The 17059-nt window shown below is 66.5% G+C and carries 15 protein-coding genes, 1 pseudogene and 1 riboswitch; of the genes and pseudogenes, 9 read left to right on the top strand and 7 right to left on the bottom strand.

Annotated features, from left to right (window positions below; all coding sequences use genetic code 11):
- Positions 1-8: 8 nt before the first annotated feature.
- On the top strand, positions 9-455 hold the full coding sequence (locus U1703_RS02030; protein WP_332784375.1) for a sensor histidine kinase: 447 nt from the start codon (positions 9-11) through the stop codon (positions 453-455).
- 112 nt (positions 456-567) lie between these two features.
- On the opposite strand, the gene U1703_RS02025 is transcribed toward U1703_RS02030, so the two are convergent.
- Positions 568-1755: a DUF2252 family protein gene (locus U1703_RS02025; protein WP_332784374.1), complete on the bottom strand. Its 1188-nt coding sequence runs from the start codon at positions 1753-1755 to the stop codon at positions 568-570.
- 381 nt (positions 1756-2136) lie between these two features.
- Positions 2137-2246: riboswitch (TPP riboswitch) on the top strand.
- Positions 2247-2307: 61 nt separating this feature from the next.
- Between U1703_RS02025 and U1703_RS02020 the strand changes: the two genes are divergently transcribed.
- From U1703_RS02020 to U1703_RS02005, 4 genes are read left to right on the top strand one after another with little or no spacing between them, the layout of a single operon-like run.
- Entirely contained in the window at positions 2308-4590 is a 2283-nt protein-coding gene (locus U1703_RS02020) for a TonB-dependent receptor (RefSeq protein ID WP_332784373.1), read from the top strand.
- Positions 4591-4637: 47 nt separating this feature from the next.
- Positions 4638-5747 (top strand): phosphotransferase enzyme family protein, encoded by a 1110-nt coding sequence (locus tag U1703_RS02015; RefSeq protein WP_332784372.1) that lies wholly within the window; start codon positions 4638-4640, stop codon positions 5745-5747.
- Positions 5747-6316, top strand: a complete 570-nt coding sequence (pnuC, locus tag U1703_RS02010) for a nicotinamide riboside transporter PnuC (RefSeq protein WP_332784371.1) — start codon at positions 5747-5749, stop codon at positions 6314-6316. Before U1703_RS02015 ends, pnuC begins: the two co-directional genes overlap by 1 nt.
- Before the next feature lie 60 nt (positions 6317-6376).
- Positions 6377-6862 carry a cupin domain-containing protein gene (locus U1703_RS02005; RefSeq protein ID WP_332784370.1) on the top strand — a complete coding sequence of 162 codons (486 nt, stop codon included), beginning with the start codon at positions 6377-6379 and terminating at the stop codon, positions 6860-6862.
- Between the two features lie 44 nt (positions 6863-6906).
- Here the strand turns inward: U1703_RS02005 and U1703_RS02000 are convergent, their stop codons facing one another.
- From U1703_RS02000 to U1703_RS01990, 3 genes are read right to left on the bottom strand one after another with little or no spacing between them, the layout of a single operon-like run.
- Positions 6907-7686 carry a phosphate/phosphite/phosphonate ABC transporter substrate-binding protein gene (locus tag U1703_RS02000; protein WP_332784369.1) on the bottom strand — a complete coding sequence of 260 codons (780 nt, stop codon included), beginning with the start codon at positions 7684-7686 and terminating at the stop codon, positions 6907-6909.
- Positions 7683-8564 carry a fatty acid desaturase gene (locus U1703_RS01995; protein ID WP_332784368.1) on the bottom strand — a complete coding sequence of 294 codons (882 nt, stop codon included), beginning with the start codon at positions 8562-8564 and terminating at the stop codon, positions 7683-7685. The genes U1703_RS02000 and U1703_RS01995 overlap by 4 nt, the downstream gene beginning before the upstream one ends.
- Positions 8561-8695 carry a hypothetical protein gene (locus U1703_RS01990; protein WP_332784367.1) on the bottom strand — a complete coding sequence of 45 codons (135 nt, stop codon included), beginning with the start codon at positions 8693-8695 and terminating at the stop codon, positions 8561-8563. Before U1703_RS01990 ends, U1703_RS01995 begins: the two co-directional genes overlap by 4 nt.
- Before the next feature lie 212 nt (positions 8696-8907).
- Here U1703_RS01990 and U1703_RS01985 point away from each other — a divergent pair.
- Positions 8908-10197 (top strand): annotated as a pseudogene (locus tag U1703_RS01985) (MFS transporter); the annotation flags it as partial.
- Between the two features lie 53 nt (positions 10198-10250).
- Here the strand turns inward: U1703_RS01985 and U1703_RS01980 are convergent.
- From U1703_RS01980 to U1703_RS01970, 3 genes are read right to left on the bottom strand one after another with little or no spacing between them, the layout of a single operon-like run.
- Entirely contained in the window at positions 10251-11228 is a 978-nt protein-coding gene (locus U1703_RS01980; RefSeq protein ID WP_332784366.1) for a phospholipase C/P1 nuclease family protein, read from the bottom strand.
- 23 nt (positions 11229-11251) lie between these two features.
- A complete protein-coding gene (locus U1703_RS01975) occupies positions 11252-12400 on the bottom strand; it encodes a YdcF family protein (protein ID WP_332784365.1) in 1149 nt (382 codons plus the stop codon).
- Between the two features lie 8 nt (positions 12401-12408).
- The gene (locus U1703_RS01970; RefSeq protein ID WP_332784364.1) at positions 12409-14949 is read right to left on the bottom strand and encodes a TonB-dependent receptor; all 2541 of its coding nucleotides are present in this window, start codon (positions 14947-14949) and stop codon (positions 12409-12411) included.
- Between the two features lie 123 nt (positions 14950-15072).
- On the opposite strand from U1703_RS01970, the gene U1703_RS01965 reads away from it, so the two are divergent.
- From U1703_RS01965 to U1703_RS01955, 3 genes are all read left to right on the top strand, one after another.
- Complete coding sequence (locus tag U1703_RS01965; protein WP_332784363.1) at positions 15073-16206, top strand: ROK family transcriptional regulator; 1134 nt, start codon at positions 15073-15075, stop codon at positions 16204-16206.
- Positions 16207-16349: 143 nt separating this feature from the next.
- Positions 16350-16670: a hypothetical protein gene (locus U1703_RS01960; RefSeq protein WP_320450869.1), complete on the top strand. Its 321-nt coding sequence runs from the start codon at positions 16350-16352 to the stop codon at positions 16668-16670.
- Positions 16671-16731: 61 nt separating this feature from the next.
- Positions 16732-17004, top strand: coding sequence for a hypothetical protein (locus U1703_RS01955; RefSeq protein ID WP_332784362.1), 273 nt, complete (start codon positions 16732-16734; stop codon positions 17002-17004).
- Positions 17005-17059: the final 55 nt, after the last annotated feature.

Here is a 17059-nt window from a genome sequence, read left to right as displayed (position 1 = left end):
GTCGGTGCATGGCCATCTTATCGGCGCGGCGGGCGGCGCCGCTCGTCACCTCCGTCGATGTGCGCCTGACGATGGATCTCGGCGACGAACCGCTGCTCGCACGGCTCAATGACGGGGCTTTCGGCCAGACCCTGGACAATCTGATGAACAACGCTGTCCGCTATACCCCGCTTGGGGGCGTGGTGACGGTTACCGTGGCGCGAGACGACGATCGGCTGGTCGTGTCTGTCCGCGATCAGGGGCCAGGCATCGACGATGTCACGGCGAAGGGGCTCTTCAAGAAATTCTCCCGAGGTCGGGTGCCCGATCGGGGTATCAAGGCCGGTACCGGTATGGGTTTGTTCATGGTCGCGACACTCGCCACTCGCATGGGGATCGCCGTTCGCCATGTCCCCGATCGGGAAGAGGGAACATGCTTTCTGCTGTCGATCCCGGACACGGGCCAGACGAGATGATATGTCGGGGCGTTCCTTCGCATTGGGTATTGCAGCCGTGTCGGTACGCTCAGCTTTTACGCGAAAAGCCGGCTGGCTGATGCTGCCGGAAATCCCGACACGGATGCGGCCCCTAAGCGGCCAGCGCGTACCTCCGGCAGTGATCGAGATATCCCGCCTCATGGCTGCCGGACAGCGACACGATGTTCTCCCACAGCCATGACGGCGTATCGAGCGTGCCGCGCCGGTCGGCCTCCAATATGGCCAACCACTCGGATCGGGTGGCGGCATCCATCTGGCGTGCATGGGCGGTGCCGACGACGAAGGCCAGATGACGGGCGGCCCTAACCGCTTCACCGTGGTTGAACTGGTCGACCTCTAGCTTCAGGTCCTGAGGGGTAAGCTCGCGGATGAAGAGCGATCGGTCGAGCATCCGCACCGGCATCATGCGCGAGCCGAGATAGGGTGACAGGTGACGGGCCGCGGCGACGACGCGCTCCGCATCGTCGTCGGGCATGTCTGCGCCGGGGGCGGCGGGCGCGATGGGCGTGGTCGCTTCCTTCAAGTCGACCAGCGCGTAACTCCAACGGCCCTTGCGCGTCTTGAGCGCCACGATCGCGGCATAGCGCAGCAGGCCGAGCGAACTGCACCCCTTCATCCAATAGGCGGCATCGACCAGCCGTACCTCGCGATCCTGCGGCTTGCCTTGCAGCGACAGGATCATCGCGCCGACATGCTCGTCGGCGAACAGGGTGGTCAGCGCCTCGCGTTCTTCCGCTGACAGCTCCCAGAATTTCTTGCCGAGCGGGATGCGGGGTTCGACGGCATCGAGCCGTTCCTTCGCCAAATGACGCCACCGCCGCCCCAGCGCCGCTCGCTCGACACTGCGGACGATGTCCGACTCCACGCCGGGGACGCCGCTGGTCGGGTCGTGGATGGCGGCGGCATAGCCGTCGATCATCTCTTCCATCATGCGCATCGTGACAACGCCAGGCAGGTCGGAGCCGCGTGCCGCCGTGGCCAGGGACAGGCCCAGCCGGATCAGGTCATGCGCAGGATTGCCGATGACCGCCTGATCGAGGTCGCGAATCTGGATTTCCACCGAGCCCTGGCCATTGGCGATGGGCCCCAGATTGCCGAGATGGCAATCACCGCAGATCCAGATCGCCGGGCCCGTCGGCACCCGCCGCGACACCGGCGACGCCGCCAGCCATTCGTAGAATTTCGCGGTATTGCCGCGCACATAGGCATGGGGAGATTGCGCCATCTTCAACGTACGTCGGGCTTCCAGCATGGCATTGCGATCGGCGGGCTTGGGCATGAACGGTTCGGACCTTCGGGGCGGACAATGCCGCTTCAACGTCGATGGCGCCGGAAAGTAACAAAACATTGCTGGTGAGGCGCGGAGCGAGTTGCGTGAGGTGCAGTGGTTTAAGCATTTCCGCCACTTCGTCACCCGCTACGACCGACGCACAGCCCAATTCACCGGCCTCGTCCACCTCGGCTCCCCAGAAGTTGTCGCTGCAAAAGTCGGGACGTTGCTCAAAAACATCGCCCACCCTGGCGCCCGCCGGGGTGGAAGGGATCAGTTTCGCAAGGGTATCCCAGGGAAGGGGGAAGGAAGAAAAATCGATCCGGCCCAATGCGGGGTGGTGGCTGTGTTACGATAACCATTTGCACCCCGGCCAGAAGCGCCTAGACGGCCCCATCCCCGGGGGGCCGCTGATGCGCGGTTGAGAGGTGGGCAGCAGCCCATGACCCGCTGAACCTGATCCGGTTTGTACCGGCGTAGGGAGGGTTGGTGGCTCGTCCGTCGTCCCTCCGTGTGAAGTGGACGTAAGAGACGATGCCGGTTGTGAATTCGCGCGATTCCATGACGATCCGCAATGGCCTTTTGATGCTGTCGGCCGCATGGGTGGTCCTGCCCAGCGCCGCCTCGGCCCAGCAGGCTCCGCAAAGCCCCGCCGATATCCGCGTGATTGGCCACCGCGATCCCGAAGGCCTGTTGCCCGACCAGACCGAGCCCCGGGCGGTGAGCGAGGTGGGCCCGGACTTCATCGTCAAGCAGGCGCCGACGCTGAACGCCTTCCAGCTCGTGAACCTGCTGCCGGGGGCGAACCTCGCCTCCAGCGACCCCTATGGCCTGTCGACCAGTTCGAGCCTGACGCTGCGGGGCCTGGGCCAGGATCAGATCGCCGTGGTGATGGAGGGCGCGCCGCAGAACGATATCGGCTATTATTATGCCTATCCGTCGCAATTCGCCGATACCGAAAATCTGCGCCGGATCGCGCTCGCACCAGGGTCAGTGGATATCGATGCACCGACGGTGGTGGGGGCGGGCGGTCTGCTGTCCCTGTCGCTCGACGATCCCAAGGCGACGCGCGCGGTCCTCGCCGATCTCTCGCTCGGGTCCTTCGCCATGCGACGCGTCTTTGCGCGGGTCGATACGGGGACGATCGGGAATAGCGGGCTGAAGGCGTTCCTGTCCTATTCGAACACCCGTGCCGACAACTGGCGCGGGGCCGGGTTCGATACGCGCCAGCATGTCGACGCGAAGTTGCTGCGCGAATGGGGGAATGGCAACCGCGCCAGCCTGGCGTTGTCGTACAACGACGCCAATTCCTCCAGCTACCCCAGCCCGACCCTGGCCGACTGGAAGGCGCAGGGGCGCAAGTTCAACTATGACGCGGCCTATACGCCGGGAAATACCCAGTACTGGGAATTGTACCGCGCGCCGTTCCGCAACCTCTATGCCTCGGCACCGATCCATCTGGTCCTGAACGACCGGCTGAGGCTCGACACCACGACCTATCTCCAGTTCGGCTATGGCAATTCGCCCTATGGCACCCAGCTGGCGACCACCGGCAATTTCCTGGGCACCCAGCAACTCGCCGATCCTATCGCATTGCCAGGGGCCGTGAATGGCGTGGCCACCGTGCTGGGCAACTATACCGGCGATCAGATGCGCGCGGGCCAGGTCGCCAGGCTGACCTTGCAGGCGGGCGTCCACCGGCTGACCGCCGGGCTGTGGTTCGACTATGGCACCGACCGCGTGACGCAGACTTACGGCGCGGTCGGGTCCGATGGCCGTCCGGCCGACCCCTGGGGCTATCCCAGCCGGGCGATCCGCACCGCCGATGGCCGCCTGCTCGCCTATGAGAACCAGCGGACCGTCACGGTGACGAAAAGCGTCTTTGTCGCGGACAGCATCGCGCTGACCCCGCGTCTGACCGTCGATATCGGGTTCAAGGGCGTCAACCTGCTGCGCAACGGCCGCAACTTCCTGCCGGGCCCGCAGGACCGGGTGCGCCGCAACAGCTTCGTCCCCTTGCCGCAGGCCGCCGTCCGTTATGCAATCGACGACCGGCAGCAACTGTTCGCCAATATCGCCACCCATTTCCGCACGCCCAACGAGTTTACCCTCTACAACAGCTATTATGAGGGGGCGATCTCGACGCAGGGGACCGATCGGCTGAAGAACGAGTATTCGGTCTCGCAGGAGGTCGGCTATCGCTATATCGGCCCCAATCTCTCCGCCTCGGTGACGGGTTTCCACTATAAGTTCCGCAACCGCCAGCTGGCGACGGTGGTCGACAATGGCGGTGCGCTGGTCAACTCGACGCTGAACGCCGGGGGGCAGACCTCACACGGTGTCGATGGCGAGATCGACTATCGCCCGGCCAAGGGTGTCAGCCTCTATGTCTCGGGCGAGTATCTGCGGGCGCGGATCGACGACGATCTGCCGGTCGGCGCGGACTTCCTGCCGACGCGGGGCAAGCGCGCGGTGTCCAGCCCGACGCTCCAGCTTGGCGGCGGCGGCACCTATGACGACGGGCACCTGTTCGGCAGCATCGCGGGCAAATATGTCGGTCGCCAATATGCGACATTTACGAACGACGAGAGTATAAAGGGTTATGCGACGCTGGACCTGTCGATCGGTGTCCATCTGGCTGACTGGCTGGACGGCAAGCGCACCGATCTGCGGCTGAACGGGATCAACGTCACCGATCCGCATATCCTGGCGGGCGTGCAGGCCGTCACGACCAATGCGCGCGATACGGTCGGGCGCGGCGGCACGGTCATCACGGGCAATGCGCCGTCCTATTACATCGGCGGCGGCGCGGCTGTCGTCGCCACCCTGTCCCGCGCCTTCTGATCATGGGCGGGTCGGGCGATCCTGCCGGCACGCACCGTGTCCACGGCATGGGGTTGGCGATGGAGGAGCCGGTCTGGCCTGCCATCACGCCTGACGAAGCGGCGGCAGCGCTCGACTGTTTTCCGGGGGCGGGGACGATCGAAGCGTTGCGCTGGCACTCGCCGCGGCCCTTTTCCGCGGCCACCCTGATCCAGTCGAGCGGCGGCGCATTCCTGCTGAAACGGCATGACCGCCGGGTGCGCGGCGTTGCCGGGTTGGCGGAGGAGCACGGCTTCATCGCCCATCTCGCGGCAGGCGGAATGCCCGTGCCCGAGCTGTGGCGAACGCAAGAGGAGGCGAGCGCGGTCACGCTGGGGGCGTGGACCTATGAATTGCACGGCCGGGCGGCCGGGGAGGATCTGTATCGGGATTGCCAGTCCTGGACGCCGTTCCGATCCCATGACCATGCGCGGGCGGCGGGGCGGGCGCTCGCGCAACTGCACCGCGCGTCGTCCGGCTATGCCGCGCCGACGCGAAAAGTGCAGCCCTTGATCGCCAGCTTCACCATCCTGCCCGCGACCGATCCGATGCCGGCGGCCGAAGCCTATGTCCGCGCGCGCCCCGCATTGTCGGGGTTTCTGGCCGATCGGCCATGGCGTCGGCAACTGGCCGCGCTGTTCGCCGCATCGGGCAACGGGCTTGCGCGGGTCCTGGCCGGTCAGAAGCCGCTATGGACGCATAATGACTGGCATCCCTCCAATCTGCTCTGGGCAAAGGACGGCACGGTCGAGACCGTGTTCGATTTCGGCCTGGCCGACCGGACCTGCGCGGTGCACGATCTGGCGACCGCGATCGAGCGGACCGCCTTTGCCTGGCTGGCCTTGGGGGAAGGGCGGGACGATCGTATTGCCGACCCAGGGGCCGCGCTGGCGCTGATCGCGGGCTATGAAATGGTCGGCCCCATGGACGCGGCCATGATGGAGGCGGTCGTCCGACTACTGCCGCTGGTGCATATCGAATTTGCCTTGTCCGAGATCGACTATTTCGCCGGGATAGCCGGAGATCCGGACGCGGCGCAGTTGGCCTGGGAGGGGTATCTGCTGGGCCATGCCGACTGGTTCCGGTCGGTGGCGGGACAGGACTTCCTTGCGCGGTTGCGCGCGGGGCAGGGGGTGTAATGTCGGGACTGGAAATCGCAGCGGTCGCGATCAGCTTCCTCGCGATCTGGCTGACGGCACGGCGGAACATGTTCTGCTGGCCGCTGAACCTCGTCGCCTGTGCGCTCTACTTCAAGCTGTTCCTCGACGTGCGGCTCTATGCCGACATGGCGTTGCAGGCGGTGTTCGGCCTCGGCATCCTCTATGGCTGGATCGTCTGGAGCCGCGGCAGGGCGGACAGCGGCACCGTCGTCGTGATGCCGCTGTCCCGCCGAAAGGCACTGGCGGGGCTGGGCCTGGGCGCGCTGGGGGCATTGGCGATCGGGTGGTTCACCAGCCGCCATACCGATGCGGCGCTGCCCTGGCTGGACGCCACGCTGAGCAGCTTCAGCCTGGTCGCGCAATATTGGACGGCGCGGCGGCACCGCGAGAATTGGCTGCTCTGGATCGCGGTCGATATCGTCTATGTCGCGATGTTCGTGTTCAAGGGGCTGATGCCGACCGCCGGGCTCTATGCGGTGATGATCGGGCTGGCGATCATGGGCTATCGCGATTGGCGGCGGACGGAACGCGCGCCTTCAAGCGGCTGATCGGTTGCCGGTCGGGCCAGCGGGTGCAACAACGATCCCCACACAGGAAGGGGATCCAAGATGATGATTTCGATCAGGAAAATGGCAATCGTCCGGGCGTCGGCGCTGATCGCCGGAGCCATTTTGCCAATCGGGGCGATAGCGCAAACCGATCTGGCGAGCGCGGCGGAGATTCGCGGGCAGGTGGCGGCGATGCTGGCAGATATGAAGCCGGGCCAGGGCTTTGCATGGCGTCCACTGCTCCGCGACGGACAGCGCGTCGTCGCGATCGAAATCTGGAAAAAACCGGGTCGACCCGCCGTCCATCCGGCGGAGGCGGAATATGCCGTCGTGCTGGAAGGCGCGGGAACGCTGGTTTCGGGCGGCACCCTGGTCGCGCCGGTCACGCGCCGCGCCGATCTGGTGGAGGGTGACCGCATCCAAGGCGGCACGACGCGCCCGCTGCGTCCCGGCGACGTTCTGCTCCTGCCCGCCGGCGTGCCCCATGAGTTCGGGATAACCGGCGATCGCCTCGTGCTTCTCGGCACCAAGCTGGCGGTCAATTAAACGGAACCGCGCCTGGGTCGCCATCCGGTCTGGGCGGCACCGACCTAACGGGCTAATCGGCGCAGCGCGACGTATCGATGGACGCTTGCGGGCTCCACGGCGGTCAGGAACAGCGCGGCGCGCGCTTTTGCCAAGGCAGGGTCGCGCATGACGGTATCGAGTGCACGGCGCAGGGCCGTGACGACCGATGGAGGCGTCGCCCATGCCGTGACGAAGGGCAGGTTCGGCGCAAGCGGCGTCATCGCCAGCTCACGCAGTCCGGCCAGCGCGCTCGGCTCGTCCCGTGCGATCACGGCATGGGTCACTGCATCGATCGCTGCGATATCGGCCCGCCCGCTCGCCACCGCGTCGATGCTCGCGCGGTGCGACCCGGTCGTGATGGTCGCGCCGAAAAAGTCATCGGGCGGTGCCACCTGCGCCACGGCCGCCCGGAGCAGATTGGCGCCGGTGTTGGACAGGGGCGCGTTGATCGCCACCGTTCGACCGACAAATGCCGCCAGCGTGGCCGCCGGATCGTCGGCGCGGACAAGGATGCGGCTGAAATGACGGCCCGGCGGGCAGTTTGGCACCGCATAATGCGGGACCGCGACTACGCGCAGCGCCAGTTCGGTATCGGCAACGAGCGGATAGCCGCAGCATTGCGCAAACAGCAGCGCAGGGTCGCGCCAGATCGCTTCGACCGATCGACCGCGATCAAGGGCTGGGGGAGCAGCGATGCCCTGCCGCCGCAAATGCTCGGCGATCGCCGCCCAGAGCGCATCATTGGCGGCACGCTGGCCCGGATGGTCGTACATGCCGAGCGAGGCGACGAAAGGGGCCGTCATCGCCCGCCACGATCGGGATGAACCAGCGTGTCGTGCGGCGTAAGCGCAAACCGGCGGACGATCTCGGCATAGCTGCGATGGGCCCGCCCCGCCTGCTGGGAAAGCCGGGCATGGTGATGCCGCTGGTGCGCCGGCAGGCGATACCAAGCCAGATCGGGGCGGTCGTGATGCGCCGTGTGCAGATGATTGTTCAGATACAACAGCCCGAGCGGCCCGGCATGTTCGACCGTCGCGGCGCGGCTAGGTCCTGGCAGGTCGGCGCGGTGCTCGGCAAAGGACCGCAGCAACGTCAGCGAGAGGCCAGGATATACCACCAGCAGGACATAGCGCAGCACCCCGAACCCCGTCCATTCGAGCCACGCGACAAGCGGCACGACCAGCGCCAGATGTGGAAGCCAGTCACGCAGGACCCGTCCGGGCGAGCGATGCAGCCGCCGCCATTCATCGACGGCCAGCAGGGCGACCGCAATCGGCGGGCCGATCAGCAATCGCCCGAGCAAGGTCGACTGGGCCTTCGCCGCGATATGGCGTGGCCCACGCCCCGTCGCGACATAGCGCGACTCCGGGTCTTCGAGCGGATCGGTGATGTGGGAGCTCCGGTGATGGGCCATATGACTGTCGCGATAGAGGCCATAGGGTAGCCAGAGCGACAGAGGCACCGCGCCGATCGCCATGTTCACGGCATGCCAGCGCGTCGGATGGCCATGGATCGTCTCGTGCTGGAGCGAGCCGTGCCAGGCGATCAGCCAGCCGCCCGCCATGACGATCAGCGGGATCGGCAGTGCCGCATGCCAGAAGGTGAGTGCCAGCCATCCGGCATAGATCGGCGCGGCGACCAGCATGGTCGGCCATTCGATCGTCTCGCTTGCCCGGCTCATAGGGCTTGCTCACGTGCGAGCAGGTGGCGCAGCGCAGCGCTGTCGCGGTCCGGACCGTGGCATGATCCGAGGCGGTCTATCGACGCGATCCGGAGGAAGTCGGCAACAGGGGCGCCCAGCCAGATCGTCATCGCGAATCTCCTTCGATGGAGATCATCTATCAATTCGATAGGAATTAAACCCTAGCAAAAGTCTGGTGGGCCATAGCTTCGCTTGCCGGTCATGGCGGACTGTCTGGCAAATATCACGCGAGGACGGCAAAGCCGCTGTCGCCAAGATGACATGAACGCCGGGTAGCGGCGGTGGCTCCAGCGGCAACAGCGAGCAAGTTTCCAGCTTTTCCATGACTCTCACGCCGCCTAGCCCGAACCCGACGATCGCGGCCGAGGGGCGGATGATCGCCTATTCGTCCGGTAATTTCGGCAAGGCGCTGGTGTTCGGCGGGGCGGACCTGACGATCCTCTACTTCCTGACCGATGTGTTGGGGCTGAGCGGGTCGAAGGCGGCGGCCATGCTGCTGTTCGCGGCACTGGGGGATCTGGTCTTCGACCTGCTGGCGGCGCGGCTCGTCCTGTATTGCCGCGCGGCGGGTCGGGGCTATCGCTGGACGGTGGCCGTCGCGGCGCTGCCATGCGGGATCGCCTTTGCGCTGATCTATGCGATGCCCGCCCTGGGCGTGCAGCGAATAGGGGTGCTGGCGATCGCCATCCTCGTCTTTCGCAGCGCCTATGCGGTGGTCGACGTGCCGCATAATGCGTTGATGGCGCAGGTCAGTCGCGACAGCCGTGCGCGCGGGCGGGTGTCGGGATACCGCCTGTTCTTCAGCACCGCGAGCGCGCTGGTCGTCGCGACCCTTTTGACGCCGATGGTGCAGCAGGCGGGGCGGACGCGGCATTTCGATGCCTTGGCGGGGACGGGGATCGCGGTCGGCTTTGCGTTCGCGCTGACCATGGTGCTGTGCGCATGGGCGTCGGGCGGGCGGGACGGCCATGCCGGGCGCAGCGCATTGCGCGGAGACGGCATCGGCGTTCCGCTGCGCGACCCGATGGTCCTCGGCATGGCGGCGCTGGCGCTGCTCACCGGCTTTGCCATGCCATGCTTCGGTCGGATGCTGATCTACCTGGGAAGCTATGTCGCTGCCGGGCCTGCTGCGGTAACGTTGTTGCTGACTGCCTTGACCGTGGGGCAGTTCGGCGGCGTGCTGACCTGGACGGCCCTTGGCCAGCGTTTCGGCAAGGCACGGCTGCTGCGGGCCGGACATGCGGTCAGCGCGCTGGGGTTGATGCTCTTCGCGGCCTGCCTCGACTGGCCGGCGGGCCAGATCGCCTGCGCCGCCCTTATCGGCTTCGGCTTCGCCAGCGTCTTCATGCTGCCCTGGGGGCTGCTGGCGGATGCCGTGGACGTCGTCGAGTGGCGGCACGGGCGGCGCTTCGAAACCGGCCTGTTCGCCTTCTACCTCGTGCTGGTGAAGGCTAGCGGGGCGGCGTCGACCGCCATGATCGGCGGGGTGCTGAACCTGCTTGGTTATGTACCCGGCGTTCCCCAGGCCCAGGGGGTGCGCGTCGGCATGGTGACGCTGGGGCTCGGTGTGCCGCTCGCCGGGGCATTGCTGGCGATGCTGCTCCTGCGTCGCTTCACGCTCGACCATGGCCGCCATGCCAGCCTGCTGCGCGCCCTGACGCGGCGTCAGGGCGTGGCCGAGCCAGTCTCCGGATTGAAGCGCGGATTGGTGAAATCCAGGGGCGACGGCGTTACCTTGGCGGGTGGCGAAGCGCTCTCCGCCCAGGCGCGGCAGAGCATGTCGCGCAGCATCGCCGCTCCCGCCGCCGTCCGCTCATAGACCAGCGCACGCACGTCCGGGTCGGCGGTGTTGCGAAAGCCGTCGCGCTTCTCGAGCCGGTACACCGTCTCCATCCGATCGCCCGACTGGTTTAGGAAACGGAGCACGGCGTCGAACATGTCGCCGTCCCGGTGCGCGAGGGGGCCGATCCGTGGCATGATATCCGCCGGGGTAAGGCCGATGGCGTCGACGAAGCCGCTCTCGAACCGGCCATGGATGCTGCGGTCGCGGGTATAGCCATTCGGATTGGGACCGCGCCAGCCATCGGAGTTGACCGAATCGTGCAGCGGTTGCGACCCGTCGCCGATATAGTGGCCCAGCCGGATCGCCTGGAATGCGCAATGCTGCTCAGGCACCGAGCCATCGACGCCCCGCGCCTGCGCCGACCGGACCGCGCGCATACACACTATCAGCCGATCATACGCCTCCATCGCGGCATAGGGCAGGGTGCCGGTCCAGCGCACATTGGTCCGCGCGGCGGTCGCGGGATCGCTGTCCTTGATGACCTCATACCGTTTGTAGAGGGCGAGGATGAATTCGTATCGCGAACGGGGGATGGGCTTCAGGAACGCGAACTGCTCGCGGAACCAGCCGTGATTGGGGTCCTCCTCGATCTTGGAAAAACCCTCCGCATCGCCGCGCCAGGTGTCGGGGAGCGCGGCGGAGGCGGCGATGTAATCGGCATGACGGCGCAGGAAGACCGGGCCGTCGGCGGGGATGGCCGCGATCGCCGCCCGGTCGATCACGGCATGGGCCGTCCCGCCCCAGGCCTGGGCGGCGGCGGGGCATAGGATGATGGCGGCGGCCAGGATGAAACGACGCATGCCGGGTCCTTTCGTTAGGGGGCTCAAGGGTCGAGGGGATCGCGCGGATCGACCCGATCGGACGAGCGTGACGGGCGGAAGACCAGCTCGGTCGGCGAGACGCGGCGGACGACCCGGCCGGGCTGATAGCCCAGCTCCGCCATGTTGCGTTCGGCGAAGCTGGCGTTTTCGATATAGCTGCTCTGCACCGGGTTGCAGACGATCAGCGTCTCGGCATCGCCGGGCATGCCGAACCGCGCGAGCAATCGGCTGGCGTTGCGTAGGTTGGTGGTGGTGTGGCGGGCATAGGGCTCGCCGATGATCGCCTCGGCCGGAATGCCGTACCGTTCGATCAGGGCCTTGCGCATCTCGTCCGCTTCGGTGAACGGCGTCGCGCGCGGATGGGCGCGTCCACCGCTGACCAGGATGAAGGCGATGTCCCCTTGCGCAAAGCGGCGGGCGGCGAGGCGGAGATGGTATTTGCCGAACGGGCTCAGCGGCTCGCCCTCGATCTCGGGGCCGACGCCGGTGACGATCATCGCGCCGTAGCGGTAGCGCCGCCAGTCCAGCCCGCTGGCGCGCGCGGCCGCCGCCGCATTCGCGCCGCCAGTCGGCGGTTCATGGCCGATCGCATCGGTCCGGTCGCTGACGTCGAGCAGGGCCAGGGCATAGTCGATGCTGGGATCTAAACCCTGTACCGACCCGGTTCGGGGTGTCGCGGCAAGCCAGTCGGCGGCCTGGAGGCGCGACTGCCGATCCTGCGGTGATAGCGTGCCGGGCCCGTCGATCGCGGTCGTGGGCACGCCGTCCAGTGCATAGGTACGCACGATCATGTTGATGCCCGCAATCTCACGGTCGGCCTGCGCCGCGGGACCGTCATCGGCGACGGGGAGCGTCGTTTCACCCGCGACCGCCCGGCGAAACACCTCGGCCTCCTGCGGGCTCCAGAGCATCGCCTGGGCCCGGCAGGTGGGGTCGGTGCCGCAACTCGCCCGGCGGTTTTTCCGGGCGGTCAGGACATGCTTCATTTCTGGGTTCCCGGACATCCGCGCGATGACCGCCGGATCATGTCCGGCGGCGTCGAGCATCGGGAACAGGCGGGCGGACAGGGCGGCCATCACCCGGTCCGGCACGTCCTGCGCCAGCGCCGGGGCGGCGAGCGCCGTCAGCGCCAGCACGGCGGCGGATGCCATGGTCCGCATCACCAGCTGCGGCTGGCGATAAGGCGGAAGTTGCGTCCGAACAGCGGGCGGCCATAGATCGCCTCGGACGTGCCCTGACCGGCGAACTGGTCGGTGCGGGTATTGCCCTCGGTCAGGCCATGCGCGTTGAACAGATTGTCGCCGACGACCTGCAGGCGCCACGCGCCCCAGTCGAGCGCCGCGCCCGCGCCCACCGTCTGATATCCCGGCATCGCGGTGCGGTTGAACAGGTCGACATAGCGGCGGCCGACCCATTCGAACCGTCCGAACACCGACAGCCGCTGCTCACCCAGGTCGAAGTCGACGCTGGGGCGCAGATTGGCGAAGAACTTCGCCTCGCGGATGATCTGGTTGCCGTTCACCGCGCGCGGGTCGGCGCCCGATGTGTTCTGAAGATTGGCATATTCGGGGTCCTGCCAGGTGATCGACCCGTCGAGTGAGAACCAGCGGACCGGTGCGACGCGACCGTCGACTTCGATACCCGTTACCGAAGCCTCGCCGATGAACGGCAGCGTCTGGTCGTTGCGGCCGGTCACCGGGTTGAATGCCGCGAACGAAGCGTTGAACGGATTGAACTTCGTATAGAAGCCCGTCGCATAGAGATAATGCGGGCCGAAGCTGGCCTTCAGGCCGACCTCATACTGGCGCGCCTTGGTCTTGACGATCGCCGGGTTGATGCTGGTCACCACGCCGAGCTGGGGCGGTACTTCGAGGTTGGAGATGCGGCCATAGGCACCGAAATGGCTGGTCAGGTCATAGTTGACCCCCACCGTCCAGTTGGTCGCATCGGGCTTCAACCGCTGGTCGAGGACCTGCCCGGTAAAGGCGCGGGTGCTGTCATCGGCCAGCGTCGTCGCGTCACCCAGGTTCGCCTGCGTCGTCGGCGAGGCAAAACCCTTGTAGCTGTACCGCTCGGTGCGGATGCCCGCATCGACGCGCAGGCCGCGCGTGATGTCCCAGGTGTCGTTGGCGTAGAAGGCGATCATCTGCGCATCGCCCGCACCCTTGTTGAGCGTGGTGGTATAGCGGAGCACGCCGTTCTGGGTCACCGAACCCAGCACCTGCCCGGTCGCCGAATAGGCGACGAGGTCGAGCGTGCGCGGCTGGCTGCGCACCTCGATCAGCATGTCTTGATAGGCCTGGAGCAGCGTATTGCCGTAGAACGCGCTGTAGACGCCGACGCGCACGTCATGATCGCCAAGGCCGGTCGTGAACTGGCGGGTGACGCTGACGTCGCCCTGCACCGAATAGAAATCCGATTCCGATGCGCGATATTGGCCCGACATGACCAGGCCCGACGCCGTCGAGGGATCATAGACCGATGCGCCGTTGGTGCCAGCAAAGGCATAGCCGAGGCGTGCGACATTGGCGCCGAAGGCATTGCGCGCGGCGGTCAGGTAACTGGCGGCGAAGCTGTTGGCGTCCGCCGGGTTCGTTGTCGAATAAAAGGCGTCGAAGCTCGACTTGCCCTTGGTCCCGCCGAACTTGGCGGACACCTTCCAACCGTCGAAATCCGCTTCATAATCCACCGCTGCGTTGAACAGGCGCATGTGGCGGCCATTGGACAGGTCGCGCTGCATGCCCTGCAACACGCCCGCGCCATCACGATATTTGATGTTGACGTTGCGCAGCGACGGCGAATTCAGCGTGCCGGCGAAGTAATCGATATAGGGATTGAGCGACACGGTGGGATTGCGCGGATCCGCAATCGGGATCGGCAGGTAGAAGACATTGTGGTCGTTCACATATTCGGCCGAAACCTTGACGAAGCCGTTGTCCAGATCGTGCTTCAGGTTGGCGCGGATCTGCCCGCCCTTGTCGCTGGGGAAGCCGCCATAGCGATAGCCGTCATGCTGGCGCAGGAAGCCGCCGACCGCGAAATAGGTGTTGTCGCCGATCGGCCCCGACTGCATCGCATCGAGCCGGTAGAGGCCGGTGTCGCCGAGCGTCAGCTGCGCCTTGCCGCGCGCGACCGGGCCGCCCGACACGGTGATGTTGTTGGCGATTGCCGCCGCGCTGCTGGCATAGATCGGTGCCGGGCCACCGCGTACGATTTCGACCCGCTCGGTCATCAGGTCGTACCGGTTCATGCCTTCGCCGGAGTTGAAGAACACGCCGTCGATCTCGTGATAGAGCGGCAGGCCGTCCTGCTGGAAGATCAGATAGCCGCGGTCGGTGGGGATACCGCGCACACGGGTGATGTTCTGCACCTCGCCGCCGGTCGCCTCGACCTGGATACCCGGCACGGTGCCGAGCAGATCGGCAAAGCTCTTCGGCGCGATCTTCTGCACATCGGCCTGCGACAGCGAGTTGACGGCATAGGACACGTCGAAGCGGCGCTGTGCCCGGGCCGAGCCGGTGACGATGATGTCGGTTCCGCCATTGTCGGCAGTCTGTGCGGGGTCGGTTGCAGGCGTGGCGGGGGCGCTGGGGGCGGCTGTGCCGGTCGTGGTCGGCCTGGCTGTCTGTGCGTGGACGGGAGCCGCCAGGATGGAAAGCGCGGCCAGTGCCGTACCGGCGGCGAGATGATGCCGTGTCATGAAGTCTGTCCCCCTGAATGTCGTTCGATCGACGGGGCGGATGGGCGGCTGATGTGACGGATTTAATTATTTCTATGAAAATTAATCGCGTTCCGGGTCGTCAGGGGGTACCGGTCGGGCCGCATGAAATACCCCGCGCTCAGCCTGTTGGACGAAGAGAAGCGCCTGCTCTGGCAGTTGCGGACGCATGGCGCGCAGCCGCGCTCGACCCTGGCGGCGGCGCTGCAGATCAGCAATAGCGCCGCAACCCGGCTGACCAAGTCGCTGATCGGGCAGGGTCTGATCGAGGAGATGACGTCGGAGGCTCCGCCGGGGCGCGGCCGGCCGACGGTGCCGCTGCGGATCTCGGCGGCGGGGGGCTATGCCTTTGGCCTGGCGCTTTATGCCGGGATATTGGAGATCGCGGTCGTCGATTATGCCGGTGGCGTCATCGCACTCACCTCCGAGACGATCGAACTGACCGATCCGGCGGGCTTTGCGCGCCATGTCGACCGGCGCATCCATGACCTGACGCTCGAACATCGCCTGCTGGGGCGACGCCTCTACGGCGTGGGTTTCAGCGCACCCGGACCGGCCCTGTCGCGCGACGGCAATCGCTGGAGCATCGTCCGCAACCTGCCGGGATGGAAGAACGCGCCGTTGCGCGAAATCTTCGAGCAGACGCTGCAACTGCCGATCTGGATCGAGAATGATGCGACCGCGGCGGCGCTGGCGGAATATTATCTGGGCGGGCTGATCGGGCGCTGTACCACGGCGATCGTGATCCTGCTCGGCCACGGCATCGGCGCTGGCATCATCCACGAAGGACGGCTGATGCGTGGCGAGGCGGGCGGTGCGGGAGAGATCGGCATGTTCTATCCCGGCGACCGGCCCCGCCCGACGACGCTGGACCTCATCGCGACGCTGCGCGCGGCCGGATGCGGCGTGGAGTCCCTCGCCAATTTCGCCGGGACCATTGCCGGATATCAAGCGGTCATCGACCGCTGGCTGGACCGCGCCGCCGATCAGCTGGTGGCGACGATCAACTCGGCGATCGCCTGGCTCGAACCGGGTGCGATCCGGCTGATGAGCCCCTTGCCCGCGGCGATCATGCAGGGCCTGGCCGAGCGGCTGAACCGCCGCGACATCATCTGGGGAGAGCATGGCATCGAGAGCGATGTCGGGCACCGTGCCGTCACGATCTCGCGGCTAGGCGGCGCGGGCGCGGCCCTGGGGGCGGCATTGTTGCCGATCCACGCGGCGATCACGCGGAGTTGATGCCGAACACGTTCCAGCCGTCCGCTACGGGCTGGGGGACGACGAGGATTGTCGGTCTTCACGCGTGATTCTCCGCGTCTCCGTCCGGAAGCCGATCGTCATCAATCTGGGTCTCTCGCGACTGGCGTGCTAGGGGCGGTGCCATGTCGAAATCCAACAGCACGACCGGCAGCGTCGATGTCGATGGCGTCACCTATGACTGGCGCCTCCAGCGGGAACCCCATTTGTCCGATGACGAAGGGTGGCGGGGCATGGCGATCGCGGTGTCCCAGCGCGACGCCAAGCGTGAGGCGTGGGTGGAGTTTCCAGCGCCCAAGCGCCTGTTGAAGGGGTTGCCGCGCGGGCGGCTCCAGCTCGACGATGCGACGATATCGCGCTGCATCCGCTCGGCATTGTCGGCCGGTTGGGAGCCTTTGTCGCGGGGCAAGCCCGTTGCCTTCATGGTCGATGCCGAGGGCAACTGACGCACCGCCAGGTGGGGGCCGCCTTGCCAAGGCCGGTGTTCGGAGCCAGTCTGCCCCCACGATGGAACGCGCCAACACCTCCGACGACTATGCGCGCGGCCGTCGCGACGGCCTGCGGCTCGCTTTGTCGATCCTGGAAGCGGAAGAGGCCAAGTGGGAGGTACTGCTGGGCGAGAGCACGTCCTGGCGGACCAATGCGACCCGCCTGATCCGCCACAAGGCGTATCAGGTGGCGCGCAAGCGGGTGCAGACGGCGCTGAACCGGCTGCTGCCCAAGGGCGAAGAGGCGATGCCGGTCGAGATCGCCACGATGATCGAACGCGCCGGGCTGTAGGGACGGGGCGGGACGCGGCCGCCCGAGCCCTGGTATGCCCAATGCCAAGGGCGGC

This window comes from Sphingomonas flavida (genome assembly GCF_036663655.1).
Taxonomy (GTDB): Bacteria; Pseudomonadota; Alphaproteobacteria; order Sphingomonadales; family Sphingomonadaceae; genus Sphingomonas.
The sequence above is the reverse complement of the archived record's forward strand: the minus strand, read 5'-3'. Positions and strand labels throughout refer to the sequence as shown.

What these genes read in the sequence shown, in the direction of transcription:
- U1703_RS02030 (WP_332784375.1), top strand. Translation starts at nt 9, where the DNA reads ATGGCCATCTTATCGGCGCGGCGGGCGGCGCCGCTCGTCACCTCCGTC.
- U1703_RS02025 (WP_332784374.1), bottom strand. Translation starts at nt 1,755, where the DNA reads ATGCCCAAGCCCGCCGATCGCAATGCCATGCTGGAAGCCCGACGTACG.
- U1703_RS02020 (WP_332784373.1), top strand. Translation starts at nt 2,308, where the DNA reads ATGACGATCCGCAATGGCCTTTTGATGCTGTCGGCCGCATGGGTGGTC.
- U1703_RS02015 (WP_332784372.1), top strand. Translation starts at nt 4,638, where the DNA reads ATGGGGTTGGCGATGGAGGAGCCGGTCTGGCCTGCCATCACGCCTGAC.
- pnuC (WP_332784371.1), top strand. Translation starts at nt 5,747, where the DNA reads ATGTCGGGACTGGAAATCGCAGCGGTCGCGATCAGCTTCCTCGCGATC.
- U1703_RS02005 (WP_332784370.1), top strand. Translation starts at nt 6,377, where the DNA reads ATGATGATTTCGATCAGGAAAATGGCAATCGTCCGGGCGTCGGCGCTG.
- U1703_RS02000 (WP_332784369.1), bottom strand. Translation starts at nt 7,686, where the DNA reads ATGACGGCCCCTTTCGTCGCCTCGCTCGGCATGTACGACCATCCGGGC.
- U1703_RS01995 (WP_332784368.1), bottom strand. Translation starts at nt 8,564, where the DNA reads ATGAGCCGGGCAAGCGAGACGATCGAATGGCCGACCATGCTGGTCGCC.
- U1703_RS01990 (WP_332784367.1), bottom strand. Translation starts at nt 8,695, where the DNA reads ATGACGATCTGGCTGGGCGCCCCTGTTGCCGACTTCCTCCGGATCGCG.
- U1703_RS01980 (WP_332784366.1), bottom strand. Translation starts at nt 11,228, where the DNA reads ATGCGTCGTTTCATCCTGGCCGCCGCCATCATCCTATGCCCCGCCGCC.
- U1703_RS01975 (WP_332784365.1), bottom strand. Translation starts at nt 12,400, where the DNA reads ATGGCATCCGCCGCCGTGCTGGCGCTGACGGCGCTCGCCGCCCCGGCG.
- U1703_RS01970 (WP_332784364.1), bottom strand. Translation starts at nt 14,949, where the DNA reads ATGACACGGCATCATCTCGCCGCCGGTACGGCACTGGCCGCGCTTTCC.
- U1703_RS01965 (WP_332784363.1), top strand. Translation starts at nt 15,073, where the DNA reads ATGAAATACCCCGCGCTCAGCCTGTTGGACGAAGAGAAGCGCCTGCTC.
- U1703_RS01960 (WP_320450869.1), top strand. Translation starts at nt 16,350, where the DNA reads ATGTCGAAATCCAACAGCACGACCGGCAGCGTCGATGTCGATGGCGTC.
- U1703_RS01955 (WP_332784362.1), top strand. Translation starts at nt 16,732, where the DNA reads ATGGAACGCGCCAACACCTCCGACGACTATGCGCGCGGCCGTCGCGAC.